This is a genomic window from bacterium (assembly GCA_035307765.1).
In the GTDB taxonomy this organism is placed as follows: domain Bacteria; phylum Sysuimicrobiota; class Sysuimicrobiia; order Sysuimicrobiales; family Segetimicrobiaceae; genus Segetimicrobium.
On the sequence record DATGHU010000026.1, the window covers coordinates 146,639 to 165,350 of the forward strand.

At 69.1% G+C, this 18,712-nt stretch carries 17 protein-coding genes, 1 other RNA gene and 1 riboswitch; of the genes, 7 read left to right on the top strand and 11 right to left on the bottom strand.

Translation table 11 applies throughout. The features are described 5' to 3' along the window. Positions 1-2 precede the first annotated feature (2 nt). Positions 3-494, bottom strand: a complete 492-nt coding sequence (locus VKV57_08680) for a (2Fe-2S)-binding protein (protein ID HLW59985.1) — start codon at positions 492-494, stop codon at positions 3-5. Positions 495-818: 324 nt separating this feature from the next. Here VKV57_08680 and VKV57_08685 point away from each other — a divergent pair, with 324 nt between their 5' ends. The 5 genes from VKV57_08685 to VKV57_08705 are packed head-to-tail and all read left to right on the top strand — an operon-like array spanning position 819 to position 6,162. Then, positions 819-2,339, top strand: a complete 1,521-nt coding sequence (locus VKV57_08685) for an ABC transporter substrate-binding protein (protein HLW59986.1) — start codon at positions 819-821, stop codon at positions 2,337-2,339. A 45-nt stretch (positions 2,340-2,384) separates the two neighbouring features. Then, complete coding sequence (locus VKV57_08690) at positions 2,385-3,320, top strand: ABC transporter permease (protein ID HLW59987.1); 936 nt, start codon at positions 2,385-2,387, stop codon at positions 3,318-3,320. A 13-nt stretch (positions 3,321-3,333) separates the two neighbouring features. Beyond that, the gene (locus VKV57_08695) at positions 3,334-4,185 is read left to right on the top strand and encodes an ABC transporter permease (protein ID HLW59988.1); all 852 of its coding nucleotides are present in this window, start codon (positions 3,334-3,336) and stop codon (positions 4,183-4,185) included. Then, a complete protein-coding gene (locus tag VKV57_08700) occupies positions 4,182-5,165 on the top strand; it encodes an ABC transporter ATP-binding protein (GenBank protein HLW59989.1) in 984 nt (327 codons plus the stop codon). The genes VKV57_08695 and VKV57_08700 overlap by 4 nt, the downstream gene beginning before the upstream one ends. Continuing rightward, positions 5,158-6,162 (top strand): oligopeptide/dipeptide ABC transporter ATP-binding protein, encoded by a 1,005-nt coding sequence (locus VKV57_08705; GenBank protein ID HLW59990.1) that lies wholly within the window; start codon positions 5,158-5,160, stop codon positions 6,160-6,162. The genes VKV57_08700 and VKV57_08705 overlap by 8 nt, the downstream gene beginning before the upstream one ends. Before the next feature lie 13 nt (positions 6,163-6,175). Here the strand turns inward: VKV57_08705 and VKV57_08710 are convergent, their stop codons facing one another. The 8 genes from VKV57_08710 to VKV57_08745 form a co-directional block, all read right to left on the bottom strand. Continuing rightward, complete coding sequence (locus VKV57_08710) at positions 6,176-7,021, bottom strand: carbohydrate ABC transporter permease (protein HLW59991.1); 846 nt, start codon at positions 7,019-7,021, stop codon at positions 6,176-6,178. After that, a complete protein-coding gene (locus tag VKV57_08715) occupies positions 7,021-7,944 on the bottom strand; it encodes a sugar ABC transporter permease (protein ID HLW59992.1) in 924 nt (307 codons plus the stop codon). The genes VKV57_08710 and VKV57_08715 overlap by 1 nt, the downstream gene beginning before the upstream one ends. Before the next feature lie 10 nt (positions 7,945-7,954). Beyond that, on the bottom strand, positions 7,955-9,259 hold the full coding sequence (locus VKV57_08720; protein ID HLW59993.1) for an extracellular solute-binding protein: 1,305 nt from the start codon (positions 9,257-9,259) through the stop codon (positions 7,955-7,957). A gap of 82 nt (positions 9,260-9,341) precedes the next feature. Then, complete coding sequence (gene iolM, locus VKV57_08725) at positions 9,342-10,514, bottom strand: scyllo-inosose 3-dehydrogenase (GenBank protein ID HLW59994.1); 1,173 nt, start codon at positions 10,512-10,514, stop codon at positions 9,342-9,344. Positions 10,515-10,619: 105 nt separating this feature from the next. Next, positions 10,620-10,955: RNase P RNA component class A (rnpB, locus tag VKV57_08730), an RNA gene on the bottom strand. Positions 10,956-10,988: 33 nt separating this feature from the next. Further along, positions 10,989-11,402 (bottom strand): ribonuclease HI family protein, encoded by a 414-nt coding sequence (locus tag VKV57_08735; GenBank protein ID HLW59995.1) that lies wholly within the window; start codon positions 11,400-11,402, stop codon positions 10,989-10,991. Then, positions 11,402-12,136, bottom strand: a complete 735-nt coding sequence (locus VKV57_08740) for a hypothetical protein (GenBank protein ID HLW59996.1) — start codon at positions 12,134-12,136, stop codon at positions 11,402-11,404. Before VKV57_08740 ends, VKV57_08735 begins: the two co-directional genes overlap by 1 nt. After that, positions 12,136-13,359, bottom strand: coding sequence for a choice-of-anchor tandem repeat NxxGxxAF-containing protein (locus tag VKV57_08745; GenBank protein HLW59997.1), 1,224 nt, complete (start codon positions 13,357-13,359; stop codon positions 12,136-12,138). Before VKV57_08745 ends, VKV57_08740 begins: the two co-directional genes overlap by 1 nt. 116 nt (positions 13,360-13,475) lie before the next feature. Here VKV57_08745 and VKV57_08750 point away from each other — a divergent pair, with 116 nt between their 5' ends. Then, a complete protein-coding gene (locus tag VKV57_08750; GenBank protein ID HLW59998.1) occupies positions 13,476-14,375 on the top strand; it encodes an amidohydrolase family protein in 900 nt (299 codons plus the stop codon). Positions 14,376-14,382: 7 nt separating this feature from the next. Here VKV57_08750 and VKV57_08755 read toward each other — a convergent pair whose 3' ends face one another. Beyond that, positions 14,383-15,156, bottom strand: coding sequence for a hypothetical protein (locus VKV57_08755; protein HLW59999.1), 774 nt, complete (start codon positions 15,154-15,156; stop codon positions 14,383-14,385). Continuing rightward, positions 15,146-15,787: a hypothetical protein gene (locus tag VKV57_08760; GenBank protein HLW60000.1), complete on the bottom strand. Its 642-nt coding sequence runs from the start codon at positions 15,785-15,787 to the stop codon at positions 15,146-15,148. The genes VKV57_08755 and VKV57_08760 overlap by 11 nt, the downstream gene beginning before the upstream one ends. A gap of 443 nt (positions 15,788-16,230) precedes the next feature. Beyond that, a riboswitch (cyclic di-GMP riboswitch) is annotated at positions 16,231-16,308 on the bottom strand. 522 nt (positions 16,309-16,830) lie between these two features. On the opposite strand from VKV57_08760, the gene VKV57_08765 reads away from it, so the two are divergent. Next, the gene (locus tag VKV57_08765) at positions 16,831-18,672 is read left to right on the top strand and encodes a hypothetical protein (GenBank protein ID HLW60001.1); all 1,842 of its coding nucleotides are present in this window, start codon (positions 16,831-16,833) and stop codon (positions 18,670-18,672) included. Positions 18,673-18,712: the final 40 nt, after the last annotated feature.

Consider the following 18,712-nt stretch of genomic DNA (forward strand, 5'->3'; position numbering starts at 1 on the left):
CCTCATCCTCGTCGAGCGGCGGCACGGCTGACGGCGCGGAGGATACGCATGTGCGCACCGCAGCGGCAGATCAATCCCGAAAGGGCAGCGCGGATTTCTGCATCGGTGGGGCTCGAATTGTTTTTGAGGAACGCCGCCGCCGTCATGATCCATCCGTTGATGCAGTACCCGCACTGCATCGCCTGTTCGTCAATAAAGGCCTGCTGCATGGGATGGAGGCGTTCGGGGGATCCCAGGCCTTCCAGGGTTGTGACCGGCCGGGCGCCAACCGCCGATACCGCGATCGTGCACGAGCGGACCGCGCTGCCCCCCAGATGAACCGTGCACGCCCCGCACTGACCGAGCCCGCAGCCGAATCGCGGTCCTTGCAGCCGCAGCTCATCCCGCAGCACGTACAGGAGTGGGGTGTCGGGCGCTGAACGAATGGTGTGCGCGGTGCCATTGACGGTCAGGCGGAGCGGGAGTGTGGGGGGTGCCTGGGCGACCTGCTGCATGGATCCGCGACGGAGCGGACCGCCGTTCATGGTGCGCCACCTCCAGGGACGGGGTGAACAGCCTGGCAGCAAGCGACCCGCGTGCGGAGCAGGCTGTGACTATAATAACCCATTATATGGAAGGTGGTCACGACCTCTCCATGGAAATCCCGGCGGGGAGGGGTCCGGCGATCGGGTTCCGCTGCCGCATCCTCCCGATCCTCCTGCGCGGACTCCTTCGCGGTCCGGGCATCCCGGACGCGGCTGAGGCGCCACGCAGCGTGACGAACCACCCGGGTCGTATCCCGGAGTGCAGTCGAATCTCGGCACAGGAGGCGAATGCGCGTGCGAATCCTTATCGCTCTCGTGACCGCGGCCGGACTGGTGTTCGGCCTGTTCTCCCCGACCGGCGCGGCCGGCTTTAAGCCGGTGATCAACTTCGGCGTCAACCGGGCCGCGGAGGACCTCGATCCCGTGACCCAGGACGCGAACCCCAACATCTGGGCGTACATGCAGATCTACCAGGAACTCATCGCGATCAACGTCAAAGGCGACGGGTTCGTGCCGGACCTCGCCACCAAGTGGGCCGTCTCGCCGGACGGCAAGACGTGGACGTTCACCCTGCGTCCGGACGCGCGGTTTTCCACCGGCGATCCGGTGACCTCGGCCGACGCCGTCTGGTCGCTCCAGCGCGCGCACGACATGGACGGGCCGTGGAAGTGGGCGCTGGAATCCGTCCAGTCGATCTCGGCGCCGGACGCGCACACGGTGGTCTTCACGCTGAAGGAACCGTTTGCCCCCTTCCTCTCCGACGTGTCGCTGTTCTCCAACGCCATCCTCTCGGAGAAAGTCTTCAAATCGGCGACCCATGAGCAGATCTCGACGAAGCCCATCGGCTCGGGCCCCTTCATGCTCACCGATTGGAAGAAGGGCGAGGAGCTGGTGATGAAGGCCAACCCCTACTACTACGTGAAGGGACGGCCGCGGACGCCGGAACTGCACCTCCGCTACATCCCCGATGACAACAACCGCGTCATCGCCCTGCAGTCGGGGGACGTGGACGGGGTGGACTACCCGCCGTTCTCCCTGCTCTCCACCCTGCGGCGGGATCCCCGGATCGACGTGCAGCTCAACCCCTCGACCGCGGTCCAACATGTGCTGCTCAACGTCACCGCGGCGCCGCTCAACAACATCAAGGTGCGGGAGGCGCTCTCCTACGCCACCGACCGGGACGCCATCGTCAAAGCCGTCTGCTACGGGGCCTGCACCCCGGCGACGTCGTTCCTGCCGATCACGACGCCCCTCTTCGACAAACAGCTCAAGGCGTACACGCTGGACCTGACCAAGGCGAAGCAGCTGCTGCAGGAGTCCGGCGTGCCCACCCCCATCACGCTCAAGGCGATCATCTGGTCCGGAAACACGGACGCGGAGACGGCGACCACGCTGCTGAAGGCGATGTGGGCGAAGATCGGCGTGAACCTGCAGATCGAGCCGCTCGACCGGGCGACGGCGACCCAGCGGATGCGCGCGCTCGACTATCAGGTGGACGTCAGCGGGTGGACCAACGACGTGCCCGACCCCTCCGAGCTGGCGTCTTACGAGTTCGACTACGTCACGGCCAAGTCGTACCACACCGGGTACAAGTCGGATGCGATGGACGCCCTCATCAACAAGGGCGTGCGGGAGCTGGATCTCAACAAGCGGCGCCAGATTTACTATCAAATGCAGCAGCTGGCGATCACGGACGCGCCGCTGGTGTGGCTCTACTACGCCCCCTACACCATCGCGCTCAACAAGAAGGTGTCTGGCTTCGTCCAGCTGGCGACGGGGCCCTGGATCTTCAAGGACGTGGCCGTGGCGCAGTAGAGGCCTAAGCAGAACTCGGGACATCGCGCGGCGGGGAGCGGCCGGATGCTGCGGTACGCGCTCGGGCGGATCGGGCAGACGGTACCGATCGCATTCCTGGTCACCGTCCTGATCTTCCTGCTGATCAAGCTGCTCCCCGGCGACCCCGCCTCGGCGATTCTCGGGGACCGGGCCACCGACGCGTCGGTCGCCGCGCTGCGCCACCAGTGGGGCCTGGACCGGCCGCTCTGGGAGCAGTACGCGCTCTACATGCGCAACCTGGCGACGGGGAACCTCGGCGAGTCGCTGCGCTACCAGTCGCCGGTCACCGAACTGCTGAACCGCCGGATGCCGGTGACGTTTTTCCTGATCGTCTACAGCCTCATCCTGTCCGTGCTCGTCGCCGTCCCGCTCGCGCTCCTCGCCGCGCTCACCCGAAACCGCTGGCCGGACCAGGTGATCCGCGCGCTGATGGCGGTGCCGCTGGCGTCGCCCGCGTTCTGGATCGGCATCCTCTTCCTGATCGCGTTCGCCCTGAAGCTGCGGTGGTTCCCGGCCGAGGGGTACGGCGAGGGGTTTGGGGACCACCTGCGGCACCTCTTCCTGCCCGCGTTCACGCTGTCGTACGCCTTCGCGGCGGTGCTGAGCCGGAATCTGCGATCGTCGCTGATCGACGTGGTGACGACGACCTACGTCGACTTCGCCCGGGCCAAGGGGCTGCGGGGCCGCGTGGTGCTGTTCCGGCACGTGTTCCGCGCGGCCCTCCTCCCCGTCGTCACGCTGATCGGGGTGCGCATGTCCTACGCCATCGGCGGGTCCGTGGTGATCGAGACGGTGTTCGCCATCCCCGGGCTCGGCTCGTGGATGGTGGAATCGATCGGCGCGCGCGACTACGTGGTCGTGCAGACGCTGACCCTGATGTTCGCCATGGGCGCGATGCTGATCAACCTGGCCACGGATCTCGTCTACCCGCTGTTCGACCCGCGGGTGCGGATGGGATGAACGGGACCCCTCGGTGAGCACGCTCGCGGGGGCGCTGCGCGCCGCCCGGCCGATCCGGCTCCCGCTGCCCCTCGGGATCCTCGCCGGGGGGCTGATGCTCCTGGTGTTGCTCGCGGGGACCACGCTCGCCCCGGTGCTGGTGCCTTCCAGCCCGGAGGCGCAGGACCTCAACGCCATGCTGCAGCCGCCCTCGGCGGCGCACCCGTTCGGGACCGACAATTACGGCCGGGACGTCTTCACCCGGGTCCTGTACGGGGCGGCGATCGACCTGCGGATCGGCGTGCTCGCGGTGATCTTCCCGTTCGTCTTCGGGGCGCTGGCGGGGGCGGTGGCGGGCTACCTGGGCGGCTGGACGGACGTGGCCGTGATGCGCACCGTGGACGTGATCACCGCCATCCCGTTCCTGGTGCTGGTGATCGCGATCGTGGCGTTCCTGGGGCCCGGGGAGACGAACATCCTCATCGCGATCGGCGTCGTGGAGTGGATCGTCTTCGCCCGGCTCGTCCGCGCCGAGGTGCTGCGGGAGAAAAACTTGGAGTACGTGGCAGCGCTGCGCGCGCTCGGCTTCAACCGGTGGCGGATCATCCTCCGCCACATCCTGCCGAACGCGATCGCCCCCGCGGTGACGTACCTCGCCTCGGACATCGTGCTGATCATCCTCACGGTGTCGACCCTGGGCTTCCTGGGGCTGGGCGTTCGCCCGCCCGCCCCGGAGTGGGGGTTGATGATCGCGGAGGGGCGCACCTTCCTGTACACCGGCTGGTGGATCGCCGCCATGCCGGGGTTTGCCTGCATGTTCGCCGGCATCGCGTTCATCCTGGTGGGCGACGGCCTCGCCGATTTGCTGCGCGTCCGCGGCCAGTGACCGAACCGGTTCTCGCCGTCGAGGGCCTGCGGGTCGAGATCCCTACCCCGCGCGGGGTCGTGGAGGCCGTGCGCGGCGTGAGCTTTGAGGTCCTCCCCGGCGAGACCTTCGCGCTCGTCGGCGAGTCGGGATCGGGGAAGACGATGACCTGCCGATCGATCCTGCGCCTGGCCCACCCGCCGGCCCGGATCGTCGGCGGCACCGTCCGCTTCGAGGGACGCGACCTCCTCCGGCTGCGCGAGCGCGACCTCGAGCGCATCCGGGGACGCGGGATCGCCATGGTGTTCCAGGATCCCATGACCGCCCTCAACCCCGTCCTGACGATCGAGCGGCAGATCGGGGAGGTGCTCACCGCCGCCCCCCGCGCCCCCGCCGAGCGGCGGCGGCAGATCGTGACGCTGCTGCGCCAGGTGGGCATCGCCGACGCGGAGCGCCGGCTCCACGCCTACCCGCACCAGCTCTCGGGGGGACAGCGGCAGCGGGTGATGCTCGCCGTCGTCCTGGCGCGCCGGCCGGCCGTGCTGCTGGCCGACGAGCCCACGACCGCGCTCGATGTCACGATCCAGGCCCAGATCCTCCGCCTGCTCGCCGCGCTGCAGCGGCAGCTGTCGATGGCGCTCGTGCTCGTGACGCACGACCTCGGCATCGTCCGGCGGGTCGTGCACCGGGTGGCGGTGATGTACGCGGGCCAGATCGTGGAGCTGGCGCCAACGGCCGACCTGTTCGCACGCCCCCTGCACCCCTACACCGCGGGGCTGATCGGATCGGTCCCCAGCATGGACCGCCGCCGGCCGCTGGTGCCGATCGCCGGCGCCCCGCCGGACCTCATCGGCCTGGGCGAGGGGTGCGCGTTCGCGCCGCGGTGCCCGCTGGCCTCGGCGGAGTGCCGGCGGGGGGAGATCCTGCTGCGCCAGGTGGCGCCGGGGCGCCTGAGCCGCTGCCTCAAAGCGGAGCAATTGGGGGGGGCCGCGGTTGCCTGAGCCGCTGCTGCGGGTCCGCGATCTCGTCAAGCACTTCCCGCTGCCGCTCACGCTCGTCGGCGCCCTGCGGCGCCGGCGGCCGGACCAGGTGCGCGCCGTCGATGGGGTCTCGTTCGACCTCGCCCGCGGGGCGACGCTCGGCCTGGTGGGCGAGTCCGGGTGCGGGAAGAGCACCCTCGGCCGCTGCCTGCTGCGGCTGTACCAGCCCGACGCCGGCGCCGTGTGGTTCGGCGACGTCGATCTCGCCCGGCTCGACGAGCACGCCCTCGCCCCGTACCGGAAGCGCATGCAGGTCGTGCTCCAGGACCCGTATTCGTCGCTCGATCCTCGGCAGCGGGTCGGCAACGCGCTGACCGAGGTGCTGGCGGTTCACGGGATCGGCACGCCCGCCGAGCGCCCCGCGCGGGTGAAGCGGCTCCTCACCCAGGTGGGCCTCGGCCCGACCGACGCCCACAAGTACCCGGGGGAGTTCTCCGGCGGCCAGCGCCAGCGGATCAGCATCGCCCGCGCCCTCGCCGTCGGCCCGGAGCTGCTCGTGGCCGACGAACCCGTCTCCGCCCTCGACGTCTCCATCCAGGCGCAGATCCTGCACCTATTGCTCGACCTGCGGGCGTCGCTCGGGCTGACGATGCTCTTCATCTCGCACGACCTGCGCGTCGTCCGCTACCTGAGCGACGAAGTGGCGGTGATGTACCTGGGGAAGATCGTGGAGCAGGCCCCCAGCGCCGCGCTGTTCAGCCGCCCCCTGCACCCGTACACGCTGGCCCTGCTCTCCGCGATCCCGGAGGTGGAAGAGCAGCCGCGCGAGATGATCGAGATCGAGGGCGAGCCCTCGAGCGCGGTCCGCATCCCTCCGGGCTGCCGGTTCCATCCAAGGTGCCCCTGGAAGGTGGACCGCTGCCTCACCGAGGCCCCATCGCTCCGGGAGCTCGGGCCCCATCACCTCGTGGCGTGCCACGAAGCCGAGCGGCATGCCGGAGCCACCGCCGCGGGCTGATCCAGGCGGGGGGTCAGGCCTTCTCGCGCACCGCGCCGAACGTCAGCGCGGAGATCACGTACCTGCGGGCCAGCAGCAGCAGGACCACCGGCACCAACGCCGAGATCACCCCCACCGCCGCCATCTGGTTCCAGATGATCTCGAACTCGGTGACGAAGCTCCACACGGCGATGGAGAAGGTCTGCGAGCGCGGCGTCGCCGTCAGGATCAGCGCGTAGAGGAACTCGCTCCAGGCCAGCGCAAACGTGATCACGGACGCCGCCAGCAGCCCTGGCGAGAGCATCGGCAGCATGATCTGGAAGAACGCCCGCCAGCGCGTGGCCCCATCCGCCAGCGCGGCCTCCTCGACCTCCATCGGGATCTCCGACAGGAAGCCCTTAAGCATCCACACCGCAAACGGCAGCGAGAACGCCGCGTAGATGAGGATCAGGGCGAGGAGGCGGTCGTAGAGCCCCAACTGCCGGATCGTGGCGAAGATCGGGATGACCACGACCATCGAGGGGAGGAAGCGCAGGCTGAGCAGCCACGAGAGCAGCCCGCGTCGGAAGGCCGCGGGCACCGGGAGGCGGGTCAGCGGGTACGCGATCAGCAGGGCGAGGGCCAGCGTGAGGACGACCGCGGCCAGGCAGACCACGAGGCTGTTCCGGAGCAGCACCCAGTTTCCCGCGCCGAGCAGCGCCGCGCTGTACGCGTCCAGACTGGGGTGCACCGGCCACAGCGTCGGCGGCTGGGAGTAGAGCTCCCTGGTCGGCTTCAGCGAGGTGGAGAGCAGCCAGGCGAACGGGAAGAGGTAGACGAGCGCGAGCCCGCCGAGCGTCAGCAGGACCACCAGGCGCCACGGCGAGCGCCGCCCGGCCATCAGGCCACCTCCTCCGACAGGTAGCGGCCGAAGAGCGCGAAGATGATCGAGATGACCAGCACGATGTAGATGGCGAGAGCCGAGGCGTAGTTCAGGTTGCTGAACTTGAACGCGATCTTATAGAGATACAGACTCAAGAACTCCGTCGCGGCGCCGGGCCCGCCCATCGTCAGCACCTGGATGTGGTCGAACACGCGCAGGGTGTCGGTGAGGCGAAAGACGAGGACCAACAGCAGCAGCGGCCTGAGGTACGGGAAGTCGATCTGCCGGAAGCGGGCCCATCCCCCCGCCCCATCCATCTCCGCGGCCTCGATCACGTCCGGGGGGACCGCCTGGAGCCCCGCAAACAACACCAGGAAGACGAACGGCATCCACTGCCAGACGTCGACGCTCACCACCGAGAACATCGCCATCCCGGGCGAGGACATCCAGAGGATGGGTTTCCCGTGGTACCCGAGGTTGTGCAGGATCACGTTCAGGATCCCGTACTCGGGGATGTACATCAGCCGGAAACTCACCCCGGCCGCCACGGGCGGGGTCACCATCGGCACGATGAACAGCAGGTAGGCGAGCGTACGCCCGAGGACGCTCTGGATGGTGCGCTGCACCGCGACCGCGAGCGCCAGCCCGACGGCGAGCTCCACCCCCACGACGATGACGATGTAGGTGAGCGTCGCCTTGAGCGACGCCGCCAGCAGCGAATCCTGGAAGGCAAACGCGAAGTTATGCAGGCCCGCGAAACCGCCCACCCGGTAGTACTGCAGGCTCAACGCGACGGCGTACGCCATCGGGTAGACGACGACCGTCAGCAGGTAGAGCACCGGCCCCGCCACCAGGAGGTACGGGGCGAGGCGCCGGCGGCGCGCGGCAGGGGTGAACCTCGCCGGGTGGGGCGCCGCCGCAGCCGGCAGCACCCCACCCACGAGCGGCGGCCTACTTAATGTAGCCCGCCTCCTTCATGTGCTGGGTGATCTCCGCCTGCGCCCGGTCCATCGCCTGCTCGGGCGACTCGCTGCCGGCCAAGGCGGCGTTGACGTGGGTGCCGAGGATCGATTCCACCGCCGACCACTCCGACGTGCGCGGCCGCCAGAACGGCGGGGCGGCGAGCGAATCCGCCATCGCTGCGAAGTACGGGAAGCGCTTGTTGAGGGTCGGATCGGTGAGGATCGACTTGCGGAACGGAATGCCCCCCGCCTCCGCGTACGGCTTCTGGATCTCCTTGCTGGTCGCCCAGGCGATAAACCGGTAGGCCCAGTCTTTCTCCTTCGCGGCCTTGGGGATCCCGAGGAGCCAGTTGCCCATCATCGGCGTGTGTCGCCCGGTGGGTCCTGCCGGGAGGACCACATATCCGATCTTGCCGGCGACGCTGCTCACACTCGCATTCTCGACGATATCCGACGCCTCGGCCGGCCAGGTTTCCTCCTGGGCGGCGTGGCCCGTCGCGGCCAACTTCGCGCGGTCGCCGGCATCGGTCGTATCCGCTCCCGGCTGGGCGATCGCCTTGAGCTGCCCCACGAAGAACTTCAGGGCATTGATGGTGGCATCTGACTTGAAGACCACGTTCCAGTTGTCATCGAAGATCCGGCCGCCAAACGTGGTGAGAATCGGGTTCCACTCCGAGATGACGGGGTTGCCCTTCGCGCCCCGCATCGCGAACCCGTAAAACTGCTTCCCGGGGTTCCCGAGGTGCGTCCCGTTGGAGAGGACTTCATCCCACGTCTGCGGGGCTTTGGGGATCAGATCCTTGCGGTACAGAAACATCTCGACGTTGCCCACGAGCGTGATCGCCTCGATGTGCCGGGCCTTGGCAGCCTCCCCCGGGGGAATGGGGCCGCGTGGGGGCGGCCAGGAGCCGAGTTCATACACCACGGGGTAGATATCGGGATCGCGCTTCAGGTTAAAGGGGGCAGCGTCGAGCGGGGCGAGCCACCCTTCCGAGCCGAACTTCGGCATCCAGGGATCGTCGAGCATGACGATGTCGAAGGTGGCCGCGTTCGCCTGAAATGCCGTTACCATTTTCTCGTAGAGGCTTGGGTACGGGTACTCGATCAGGTTGAGTTTGACCCCGGTGGCCTTTTCCCAAATCGGCTTGATCGCCTTGAGGCCGCGGGTCTCGCCTCCGGCGACGACCCCGATGTTCAACTGCGCGGGCTTCGAGGCGCCCGCACCCACCCCCACCCCGTAGCTGCCTAAGAGCAGGACCAGGATCAACCCGACCGGTGCATACCGTCGAAGCATCTCTCCGTCCCTCCTCCCGTGGCCAGACGGCCGCGATCTCCGGAGCCGCCGTCCGCGGACGCGGCGGTCCGGGCCTACCCGTTCACACCCCCTGCACGAGGACCTTGCCGTCCTGCCGCTTGGTGGCCCGCTCGATCGCGGCGACGGCGCCGCTCAGCGGGAACCGGCTGGTGATGATCGGCCTGAGATCGATCCGGCCGGACGCCATCAGCCTGATGACGTTCTGGAACGTGCCGTAACCGGAGTGCCCCTGCGCCCCGACCACCTGGGCGGCGCCGGTCTGCAGATGCTCCAGGTACATCGGCGCCCGCTCCGCCGCGCGCCCGATGATCACCACCGTGCCGCCGATGGCGAGCGACTGCTCCATCTCCGGGATCGTCTTCGACGGCGCCCCGGCGGCCTCCACCGACAGGTCCGCGCCGGCGCCGCCGCTCGCCGCCAGCACCGCCTCGTGCGGGCTGCTCCCCGCCGCCGCGAGGTCCGCGGGGCTGTGCACCTCGTCGGCCCCGACCTTCTTCGCCAGCGCCTGCCGCACCGGGCTCATTTCAAACGCGATCACCCGGCTCGCCCCGGCCGCCCGGGCGAGCGCGATCGCCGCAAATCCGATCGGGCCCGTCCCGTAGATCGCCACCACCCCCCCCGGCTTGAACCCGCCGCCGCGCACGAACATCCCGTTGTAGGCGACGCTGGTCGGCTCGCACAGCGCGCCGGCCTCGCAGGCCGCCTCCGCGCTCCCGTAGGTGTCGGCGAGCGCGGTGATCGGCCAGCAGTATTTCGCGCCCACGACCAGCTGCTCGGCCATCGCCCCGTCGATCGTGAACCCGATCTCCTCCAGATTGAGACACTGGTTCGGCCATCCGTTCCGGCAGGGGACGCACTCCCCGCACCAGATCATCTCCTCCACGGTCACGAGGTCGCCCCGCTTGAGGTCCCGGACGTCTTTGCCGACCTCGACGACCTCTCCGCTGAACTCGTGGCCGATCACGACGGGAAACTTCGTGAGGCCCGGGTAGAGGATGTATCCGTCTTTGTCCGTCTCGTAGAAGTGCACGTCCGAGCCGCAGACACCGCACGCCCTGGGCCGCAGCCGGACGTCCTTCGGCCCGAGCCGGGACTCCGTGACCTCGGTGAGCTGGACCTTCGGGTGCCGCCAGACGCTCGCCCCGGTTGTGGCCTTGCCGGTTCGCCGCTCAAACTCGGAGAGGGTGTAGCCCGCCCGGGGCGCCCACTCCGCCGTCATCTGCAGTCCTTTCATCCGTGCACCTGCCTTTCGCGGGCGGAGGAGACCGCCGCCACGCCACGTCTCAGCATACCATTCGGCAGATGTGCGCGCCCGCGAGGAACCGGCGGGACCGGGGATGGGAAGAGTAGGCCTGTAAGCCGGGTTCGGTCGAGTGCGGCCATCTCTCTCGGACGCCGGTTACCCGGCACCTCTAGCAGTCTACCCGGGGATCGGCGGGCCGCCTCATCTCCCCCTATGTGACCTTGCTCCGGGTGGGGTGTACCGAGCCGGCCGGTCGCCCGGCCGCTGGTGCGCTCTTACCGCACCGTTGCACCCTTACCTCCCTGAGGAGGCGGTGTTTTTCTGTGGCACTGTCCTCGGGGTCGCCCCCACTGGGCGTTACCCAGCACCCTGCCCTACGGAGCCCGGACTTTCCTCGAGCGCATGCGCGCCCGCGGCCGCACGGCCTACTCTCCCGCAGTATGGTAGCATGCCCCCCCCTGTGATTCAATCCGACTGCCCGTCCAGCGCCAGGTTGGCGAGCGCGTCCGCCCCCCGATTGTCCTCGCGCGGGACATGGACGACGTCGACCTGCTCGAACTCGCGCATCCGGGCCCGGGCCTCACGGTGGAGCGGAGCCAGCGCCTCGCTGCGGACCTGGTACTGCCCGGAGAGCTGCCGAACCACCAGCTCGCTGTCGCTTTGAATCCGCACCGATCGGGCGCCGAGCGCGGCCGCCTCGCGGAGCCCGCGCAGCAGGGCGCGGTACTCGGCGACGTTGTTTGTGGTCTCGCCGATCACCTCGCCGATCTCGCGGATCGGCACCCCCTTCTCCAGCACCACCACCCCGATCGCCGCGGGCCCGGGGTTGCCGCGGGAGGCACCGTCGAAGCAGATCACCAGATCCCGCCGGGCGGCCATCACGCCGCGGCGGCGTAGAGGATGCGGTGGCAGCGCTCGCAGGTCACGACGCGGCCGTCTCGGGCCTGGGTGACAAAATTCGACGCGAGGATGTTGTGGCAGCCGCTGCACCGGCCGCTCTGGATCGCCACGATGCCGATGCCGCTCTGCTGCGTCGCGATTCCCTCGTACTTCTTCAACAGGCGCGGTTCGACCGCGGCCGCGCAGACCGCGCGCTGCGAGACGAGGTCGTCGATCTCGGCGTCGATCCGGCGGCACGCCGCCTCGTACTGGGCCAGGTGGGCGGCCAGCCGCTGGTCGAGGTCCCGCTGCGCCCCCTCGGCCACGCCGGCCGCCTCCTTGTGGGCCTCGACCTCGTCGAGCAGGGCCAGGATTTGATCCTCGAGGTGGTCGCGGGCGCGCCCCAGCGCGGCGAGATCGTCCTGGAGGCTCGCCAGTTCCTTGGGGTTGGACACCCGCCCTCCGTAGAGATCGCCTTCGATCTTCTTCTGCTTGACCTCGGTGCTCTCGAGCTGCAGCGTATGGTCCCGCAGGGCCGCCTGATTTTCGTGCAGCCGGCCGGAGGCGGCCGCGGAAGCCGCCCGCGCGGCTTCCGCCTCCTGGCGCAGCGCGCTCCCGTCGTCGAGCGCCGCGCGACTGGCCCGCGCGCCGGCGAGCGCGGAGTCCACCTGCTGAAGCTTCCAGAGCCCCTCCAGCGCCTGGGTCTCCGGCCGGTCCGCGGGCTCGGTCATCATCACGGCGTCACCAGGTAGATGCCGTGGCGTCCGTCGTCGCCCTCGGCGACGAAGGCGATCTGGCCGCGGCTGTTCATCGCCGGGGCATCGAACGCCGTGAACCGGGCCCCCGTTGGCGTCGGGTCGCCGGCGCGGATAACCGCGCGCACGCCGGCCCGGGTCGCCAGGTAAATCCCCCGCGGGATCGGGCTGGGGGTGCCGAGTTCGAAGACCACCGCTTCGTGCCCGTTCATCACGCCGTTCACGAACGTCGTCAGCACGTCCCCGGACGCCGCCTCGCCCTGCCGGGCCAGCGTCACGAGCTGCGCCAGGCCGGTGACGTAGAAGGCCTCCCGAACGGTGCTGCGCGCGGTCCGGCCCACGAACCCGACGGAGCCGGAGCCGGTCAGGTTGACGAAGCCGAACTCCGTAAACGGGCCGCCGACGGGGGCCTCATCGTCCGTCGTCACCACCGGCACCGGCCGGGTGCCCACCAGCACGTACACCCCGAACGCCACCCGCGGGGCCGTCGACGCCACGAACGCGATCTGGCCGTGATCGTTTTGCGCCGGGCTGCCGTCGAGGAAGAACTGAAAGTACCCGCCGCCGGGGGCGCTCTGGCCGCTCAGCACGAGCGGGGTGATGCTCCCCTCGCTGGCGCTGAAAATCCCTTCCTGCGCCCCCTGGGTCATCCGGCCGACGAAGGCGACGGTGTCCTCGGCGTTGATCGTCGGGTTGGCGAAGTCGCTGAAGGTGCCCCCGGAGGGCGCCGGCTGGCCGACGGCCACGACCGGCGCGACCGTCCCGGCCCGGGCGAGGTACAGGCCCAGGCGCGCGGTCCGGTCGCTGGTGCGGGCGAGGAACACGACCGTGTCCCGATCGTTGAGGACCACGTCGTTGAACACCTCGAACGTTCCCCCCGTCGGCGCCGGCTGCCCGGTCGACGCGAGCGTGGTGGTGCGCCCGTCCGCCCGCAGGTAGATCGAATCGTGCGCGGCCCCACCGGTCGTCAGCGCCGCGAAGACCAGGTCGCCCCGGTCGTTCAGCCAGGGGTCGGAGAACTCGGTAAACGTCCCGCCGTTGGGCGCGGCCTGCCCGGTCAGGAAGACGAGACGGGCCGCGTCCGGGCGTGGGGCGGAGGCCGGGGTGGCGGCGACCACGAGCACCGGCGGCCCCGCGGGTTGGGACCGCGCGGGGGCGGCAAACAGCACGAGGACCACCAGCAGGAATCCCAGCCTCGTCATCCTGCCTCTATCCTAGCCGAGCGGTGGTGGCGGCACAACAGGAGAACGTCCACGAGAGGGGGCTTCCCGGCGCGCGGAGCGAATCCCTCGACCATTGCCTCGAAAGGAGCGCCGCATTGTCCACGATCGTTGACAGCCATCTGCACCTGGTGACCGCAGCCATGTTCCACCGCCTTCGGGATCGACCGTGGTCGATCCGGCCCAGCGCGGTCGCGAAGCTCACCGGCGAAGGGGGGCGGTGGGCGGAGCGGATCCGCAGCCTGGAAGGGGTGTCGCTGCGGGAGCACGCCTCGCGGTGGACCGCCGCCTTCGACCGCGCCGGGGTGCGGACGGGATTTTTCATCGCGATCGGGGAGGGGAACGAAGAGCTCGCGGAATTCGTGCGGTCCGACCCGTCGAGGTTCCAGGGCTGGGGGAGCGTGGTCGATCCGCTGGCGGCGGATGCGGCCGCGACGGTCGGCCGGTTCCGCGAGTGGGGACTCCGGGGGCTCAAGCTCTACCCGCCGATCCAGCGGTTCAGCGCCAGCGATCGCGCCGTCTACCCCGTCTACGAGGCGGCGGCGGCGCAGGGGCTCGCCGTCCTCTTCCATTTCGGGATCACGGTGGCACCGATCTACGACCTGCGGTACGCCGACCCGCTCCACCTCTCGGCGGCGGCGAAGGACTTTCCGGAGATCACGTTTACGATCGCGCACTGCGGCGCGGGATTCCTCCGCGAGGCGCTGTTCCTGGCCTACCACACCGACAACATCTGGGTGGACACGTCGGGCACCAACAACTGGCGGGAGTACACGCCGGGGGCGCCGCCCCTGGAAGAAGTCTTCCGCGATCTCCTCCGGACCTACGGCCCGCGGCGGATCATGTTCGGGACGGACTCGACGATCCCCCAAGAGTACCGCGAGGCGATCCTCGCCGAGCAGCGCGCGACGTTCGATCGGCTGGTGGCGGCGGAGGAGGACCGCGCCGCGATCTTCGGGGGGAACGCCCGGCGCCTCTTCGGCCTCCGGGAGGCGTAGCGCCTCGCTACGGGCTGTGGAGCGCCGGCGCGATTCCGGGCGGGTGCCCTTCCGGGGATGAGCCTTCGGGCGCGGGCCGGCCCGCGCCCTCCAGAGCTCCCATCAGCGCGAGCGCGACCAGGCCGAGATCGCGCACGAGGATGGGCGTGACCCCGCTCGTCAGGACCAGGCCGACCCCGACCTCCACGAGGACGGCGAGCGCCAGCCACGAGGCGACCCCCGGGAACGCGTCGAGGATGAGCGCTCCTGCGAGCACGAACAGGACCCACCCGTGCCCGAGCACGAGCAGGACGGCCGGCAGTTGCGCGGACAGTCCGGCCGGCAGATACCCCACCCACTCACTGGGAGCGGTCAGCTCCCAGATGCCGAAGCTCGCGAGCACGATCCCGAGCGCGAACCGTTCCACGAGACGGGCCGGACCGCCCTCCCACGCCACCGCCAGCGCCAGTGCCAAGAGACCCACATCGCGCACCAGAACATCGGTCACCCCGCCGGTCCGGAGGAGGCCGAGGACGACCTCGGCGAGGACGCCGACGGCCAGCCAGGGCACGAGACGCGGGAGCAGGTCGATCACGAGCGCCAGGCTCAGGAAGAGGATGATCCAGTCGTGCCGGAGCGCCCACGGGACCCCCGGCAGGCGCGCGGTCAGCTCGGGAATCCCGGCCCCTACTCCCCCGCTCGGCGCCGCCAGGCCTTCCCAGACGCTGATCCCGCCGAGGATCGCCCCGAGCGTCAGCCGTCCCACCCGACGAGCGACTCGGCGGCCCCGATCACTGGGCAATGATGTGCCCTCCGCCGTCGGTCAGGACGAAGCCGTCGTCACCGTAGTTGTTGTCGCCGTCGAAGCCGTCGTCGCCCATGCGGGTCTCGATCAGGTAGAGCCTGTCGCCGCGGGGGAAGGTGTCCGACTGCGGGGGCTGGTCGGCGGTCGACACCGTGACCTTCTCGGTCCGCTCGTCGACGGGCGCGAACGACACCTGGAAACCGCTCAAAGCCTGCTCAGTGTCTGCCGACGGCGTTCCAGGATAGAGCTGGTAGGCGTACGGGCCGTAGATGCTGTCCGACAGCAGGGGACCGGGGGCGACGGCACTGGGGGCCTGGGCCGGCGGAGCTGCCCCTGTGTTTCCGGTTGTCCGCGTGGCGCCCCCCGCGGTGCGGGACCTCCGCGGGGCGGCCGTCCTCTGCCGATTTCTCGTCTGTCCCGCACGAGGGGTGGGAGCAACCGCACCGGGCGCCCGGCCCGGAGCCGATGTCGCGCCCAGGGAGCGACCCGTCCCGGTGCCGGTCATGGCCTGGGGAAGCCCGCTCCCGGTCAGATGCGGGGCGGAGTAGCCTTTGAGGCCGAGGGCGATCCCGACGAGGCCGATCATCACCATGCCGACCATCCTCCAGGACGCCCGTGTCAATCGCATTCGCACTGTCCTCCGGCATTCGGCTCTCCGCACCAGGATACCTCGACAGGATGACAGGGTGATGACGGGAAGTCGCCTTGCGGACGGTGGGCTCCGTGGCGGGCGGGCGCATCACGCCGAAGGCGCTGGTCTCGCATCCCGGGAGTGTTGCTTCTGGGTCCCCACCTTCGAAGTCCTTCGCCCGGGAGCGATGGCAAGGGCGCAGCACGGGATCACAAATGCTCCAAGAAAAGCAGACGAGGCCGGGGAGGGGTTCCCGGCCCCGCCTTAGGGGGGGAGGTGCGCGAGCTCAACGGAAAGGACGCCGCCTGCGCAGGGACGACGAGCACCGCGTCCCGAGAGAATCCCGATCGAGACCGCCTGAGGGGGGGTGAGACGAAAAAGCCCGCGAGGACGAATCCCCACCGGCCGGGGCGCCCTGTCGGCGCTCCGAACCGTCCCCCTTCGGCAACCCGGCTGACCTCGCGAAAGGTCCCGTGGCTTTGCGTCCCTGGGTCGCCCCAGGTTTGCCTTTGTCGGTGGGAGACCGGTTCCGGTGCTCCCCCGCGGTACACGATCCCTGCGACTTGCCATGAATCATACGCGTGCGGGAGGCGCGATGTCAATGCAAGTTCGTCCGAGGATTCATGGAAGATCGTGCGGGGCCCCCAGGCGCATCACCCCCCCGCCGGCGTCTCGCGCCGGCTTCCCATGTAAATGTATAAATGGGGAGGTGGGCAGTCGCGGAAGACCTCCCCAGGGAAAGAGCAGATAGGCGTGTCGGTGGAACGCGGGGGCGCGGGGCGCTCCGCGGAGCGCGCGACCTACCTCGGTGCCGTATCGAGAAGAATCGGGACATCGCCTGACGAAGCGTTGTGTATCGTAGGGTGTAACGAACGAGGTCCCAAGCATGAGGCGCCAATGCCCTTGCCGCGTGCGCCAAGAACGCGGGTGCGCGCAGCGCGGACGCACGACTCGACCCGCTCGGCTCCACGGTACCATCGACCGGTCGCCGACACCACAGCCGCGGGAAGGGAAGCCAGGGAGCACGGAAGCGAGGACTGATGAGACGGTTCGCCGATCTTCCAACCCGCGACGCGGCATGGAGCGCGATCGTGTTTGTGGTCGTCCTGACGGCGATCGTGCTGATCAATCTGCCATTCTTGTCCTCGTATGCGGTTCAGGGCGACGATTTCGCGCTGATCCTGCACAGTTCTCGGTTCTTCCCGATGTCGCCGATACAATGGGTGACGCAGGGCTACCGCGACTACAATGTGAACTTCCCTGAGATCGGGCCCTCGCAGACAAACTTCATTCGCCCCACAATCAATGCCTCCGTCTACCTCATCAGTTGGCTCAGCCCCCGGCCGACGTCTGTGGTGATGCTCGGGACGAATTATGTGGGGCACGCGTTGATGGCGGCGCTCGTCTTTCTGGTGTCGCGGAGGATCTTCAGCCTGTCGTTGCCCGGCGGGCTTCTGGCGTCGGCCCTATTCGCGGGATCGGTGTCCTCGGCGGAACTGCTGCATCTCGTGGCGTTTGGCGGGGACATGATCGCCGCGGTGTTCGCCATCCTGGCCCTCCTCGTCACCGCCTCCCGGAGCGGTGGGCGCCCGAACATGGCAGGGCTCGCGGCGATCAGCGGCTTGCTTGGCCTCTCCATGTTTGCGAAGGAAACGGCGCTGGCCGCCCCCGGAGTGGTGGGCGTGTATTTCCTCCGATCCTCGGCATTCGCCCGTGGTCCGCACGCGGAGTCAGCGGCAATCCCCCCGCCGACCGGACGGCCGTGGCCGGTCTTGGTCGCGTTGGGAGTCCCGCTGCTCGCCTACCTGATCGTCCGCGCCCACGCAGGCCTGGGCGGAAACTACGTGCTGAGCGATCTCGGAGAAACACGCGTGGGCAGCATCCCGCTCGTGGCTCTGAACTCGGTTCGGTTCTTCTTGACCGCCTTCTTCCCGATCGAAACGGACACACTGCAACGGATTCTGTCGGGTGGCCCGCCTGATGCTGCGTCCGCCATCGCCATCGGACGCGGGATCGCGGCCATGGGCGTGAACGTGCTCATCTGGATCATGGTGGGCCGGGCATGGCGTCTGCCGCACGAAGGCCGCTGGCTGGGGCCGGCGCTCGTCATGACGTGTGCCGCGGCCGCCGTCCCAATCGTCGTGAAGGCCGACAATCGGTTCATGTACTTCGAGCAGGCGCTGCTCCTCCCCGTGCTCGTCGCGCTGCTCGGTCGACTGGATACCCCTCGCCCTCAACGGCACCTGTCCGGCGGTGTGCTCAGCGTGGGATTCGTCGTCCTGCTCATCGCGATCGGACCCGGATACTTCCTGACGCGGCACCTGCTGGAGCAGCCCGCACTGGTGAGGGACAATCGAACCGCCGCGTCGCTGGAAGCGGCGATCACGGATCAACTGCGCGATCCGGGCGTGAAACGCCTGTACCTGCTGAACGCCCCCCTCACCCTGCGCCCCGGGATTCCCGCGCTGGAGTTTCTGGCGGCGCTCGACCGACGGACCGACGTCAAGCTCCGAGTGGTCGATACCCTGGACGGCGCACCAGGGAAGCCGGACTCAACCGTGCCGGGAGTCCGCCTGACCCCTCAGGGAACCCGGCTGAAGGTGACGATCCGAATCGGCCCGGGCCAGCAACTCTTCAGCGGCATCGATCCGCGCCAGCTCCGCAGGCTCGGCGACCCAGACCTCCTCACCTATGAACCGATCACCGCCGTGGCCACCACCGTCTGGGGAAGGTCGATGGTGGTGCAGACTCACCTCGTGGCATACATCCCCGATGCCGTGCGCGGGGACTACGTGCTCGTGGGACTGGATCCGAGCGAACCAGGGGTGCACGTTTCTAAACCCCCCCAGCTCACCTGGCAAGTCCCCCATGATGGGTCCTGACCAAAAAACGAGCCCTCGAACGAATCGATTTGTAGAGGCT

Excerpts from the sequence above, each read along its gene's own strand:
- VKV57_08765 (HLW60001.1), top strand. The coding sequence starts at position 16,831 with ATGAGACGGTTCGCCGATCTTCCAACCCGCGACGCGGCATGGAGCGCG.
- VKV57_08710 (HLW59991.1), bottom strand. The coding sequence starts at position 7,021 with ATGGCCGGGCGGCGCTCGCCGTGGCGCCTGGTGGTCCTGCTGACGCTC.
- VKV57_08740 (HLW59996.1), bottom strand. The coding sequence starts at position 12,136 with ATGATGACCGAGCCCGCGGACCGGCCGGAGACCCAGGCGCTGGAGGGG.
- VKV57_08760 (HLW60000.1), bottom strand. The coding sequence starts at position 15,787 with ATGCGATTGACACGGGCGTCCTGGAGGATGGTCGGCATGGTGATGATC.
- iolM (HLW59994.1), bottom strand. The coding sequence starts at position 10,514 with ATGAAAGGACTGCAGATGACGGCGGAGTGGGCGCCCCGGGCGGGCTAC.
- VKV57_08720 (HLW59993.1), bottom strand. The coding sequence starts at position 9,259 with ATGCTTCGACGGTATGCACCGGTCGGGTTGATCCTGGTCCTGCTCTTA.
- VKV57_08680 (HLW59985.1), bottom strand. The coding sequence starts at position 494 with ATGCAGCAGGTCGCCCAGGCACCCCCCACACTCCCGCTCCGCCTGACC.
- VKV57_08690 (HLW59987.1), top strand. The coding sequence starts at position 2,385 with ATGCTGCGGTACGCGCTCGGGCGGATCGGGCAGACGGTACCGATCGCA.
- VKV57_08745 (HLW59997.1), bottom strand. The coding sequence starts at position 13,359 with ATGACGAGGCTGGGATTCCTGCTGGTGGTCCTCGTGCTGTTTGCCGCC.
- VKV57_08735 (HLW59995.1), bottom strand. The coding sequence starts at position 11,402 with ATGGCCGCCCGGCGGGATCTGGTGATCTGCTTCGACGGTGCCTCCCGC.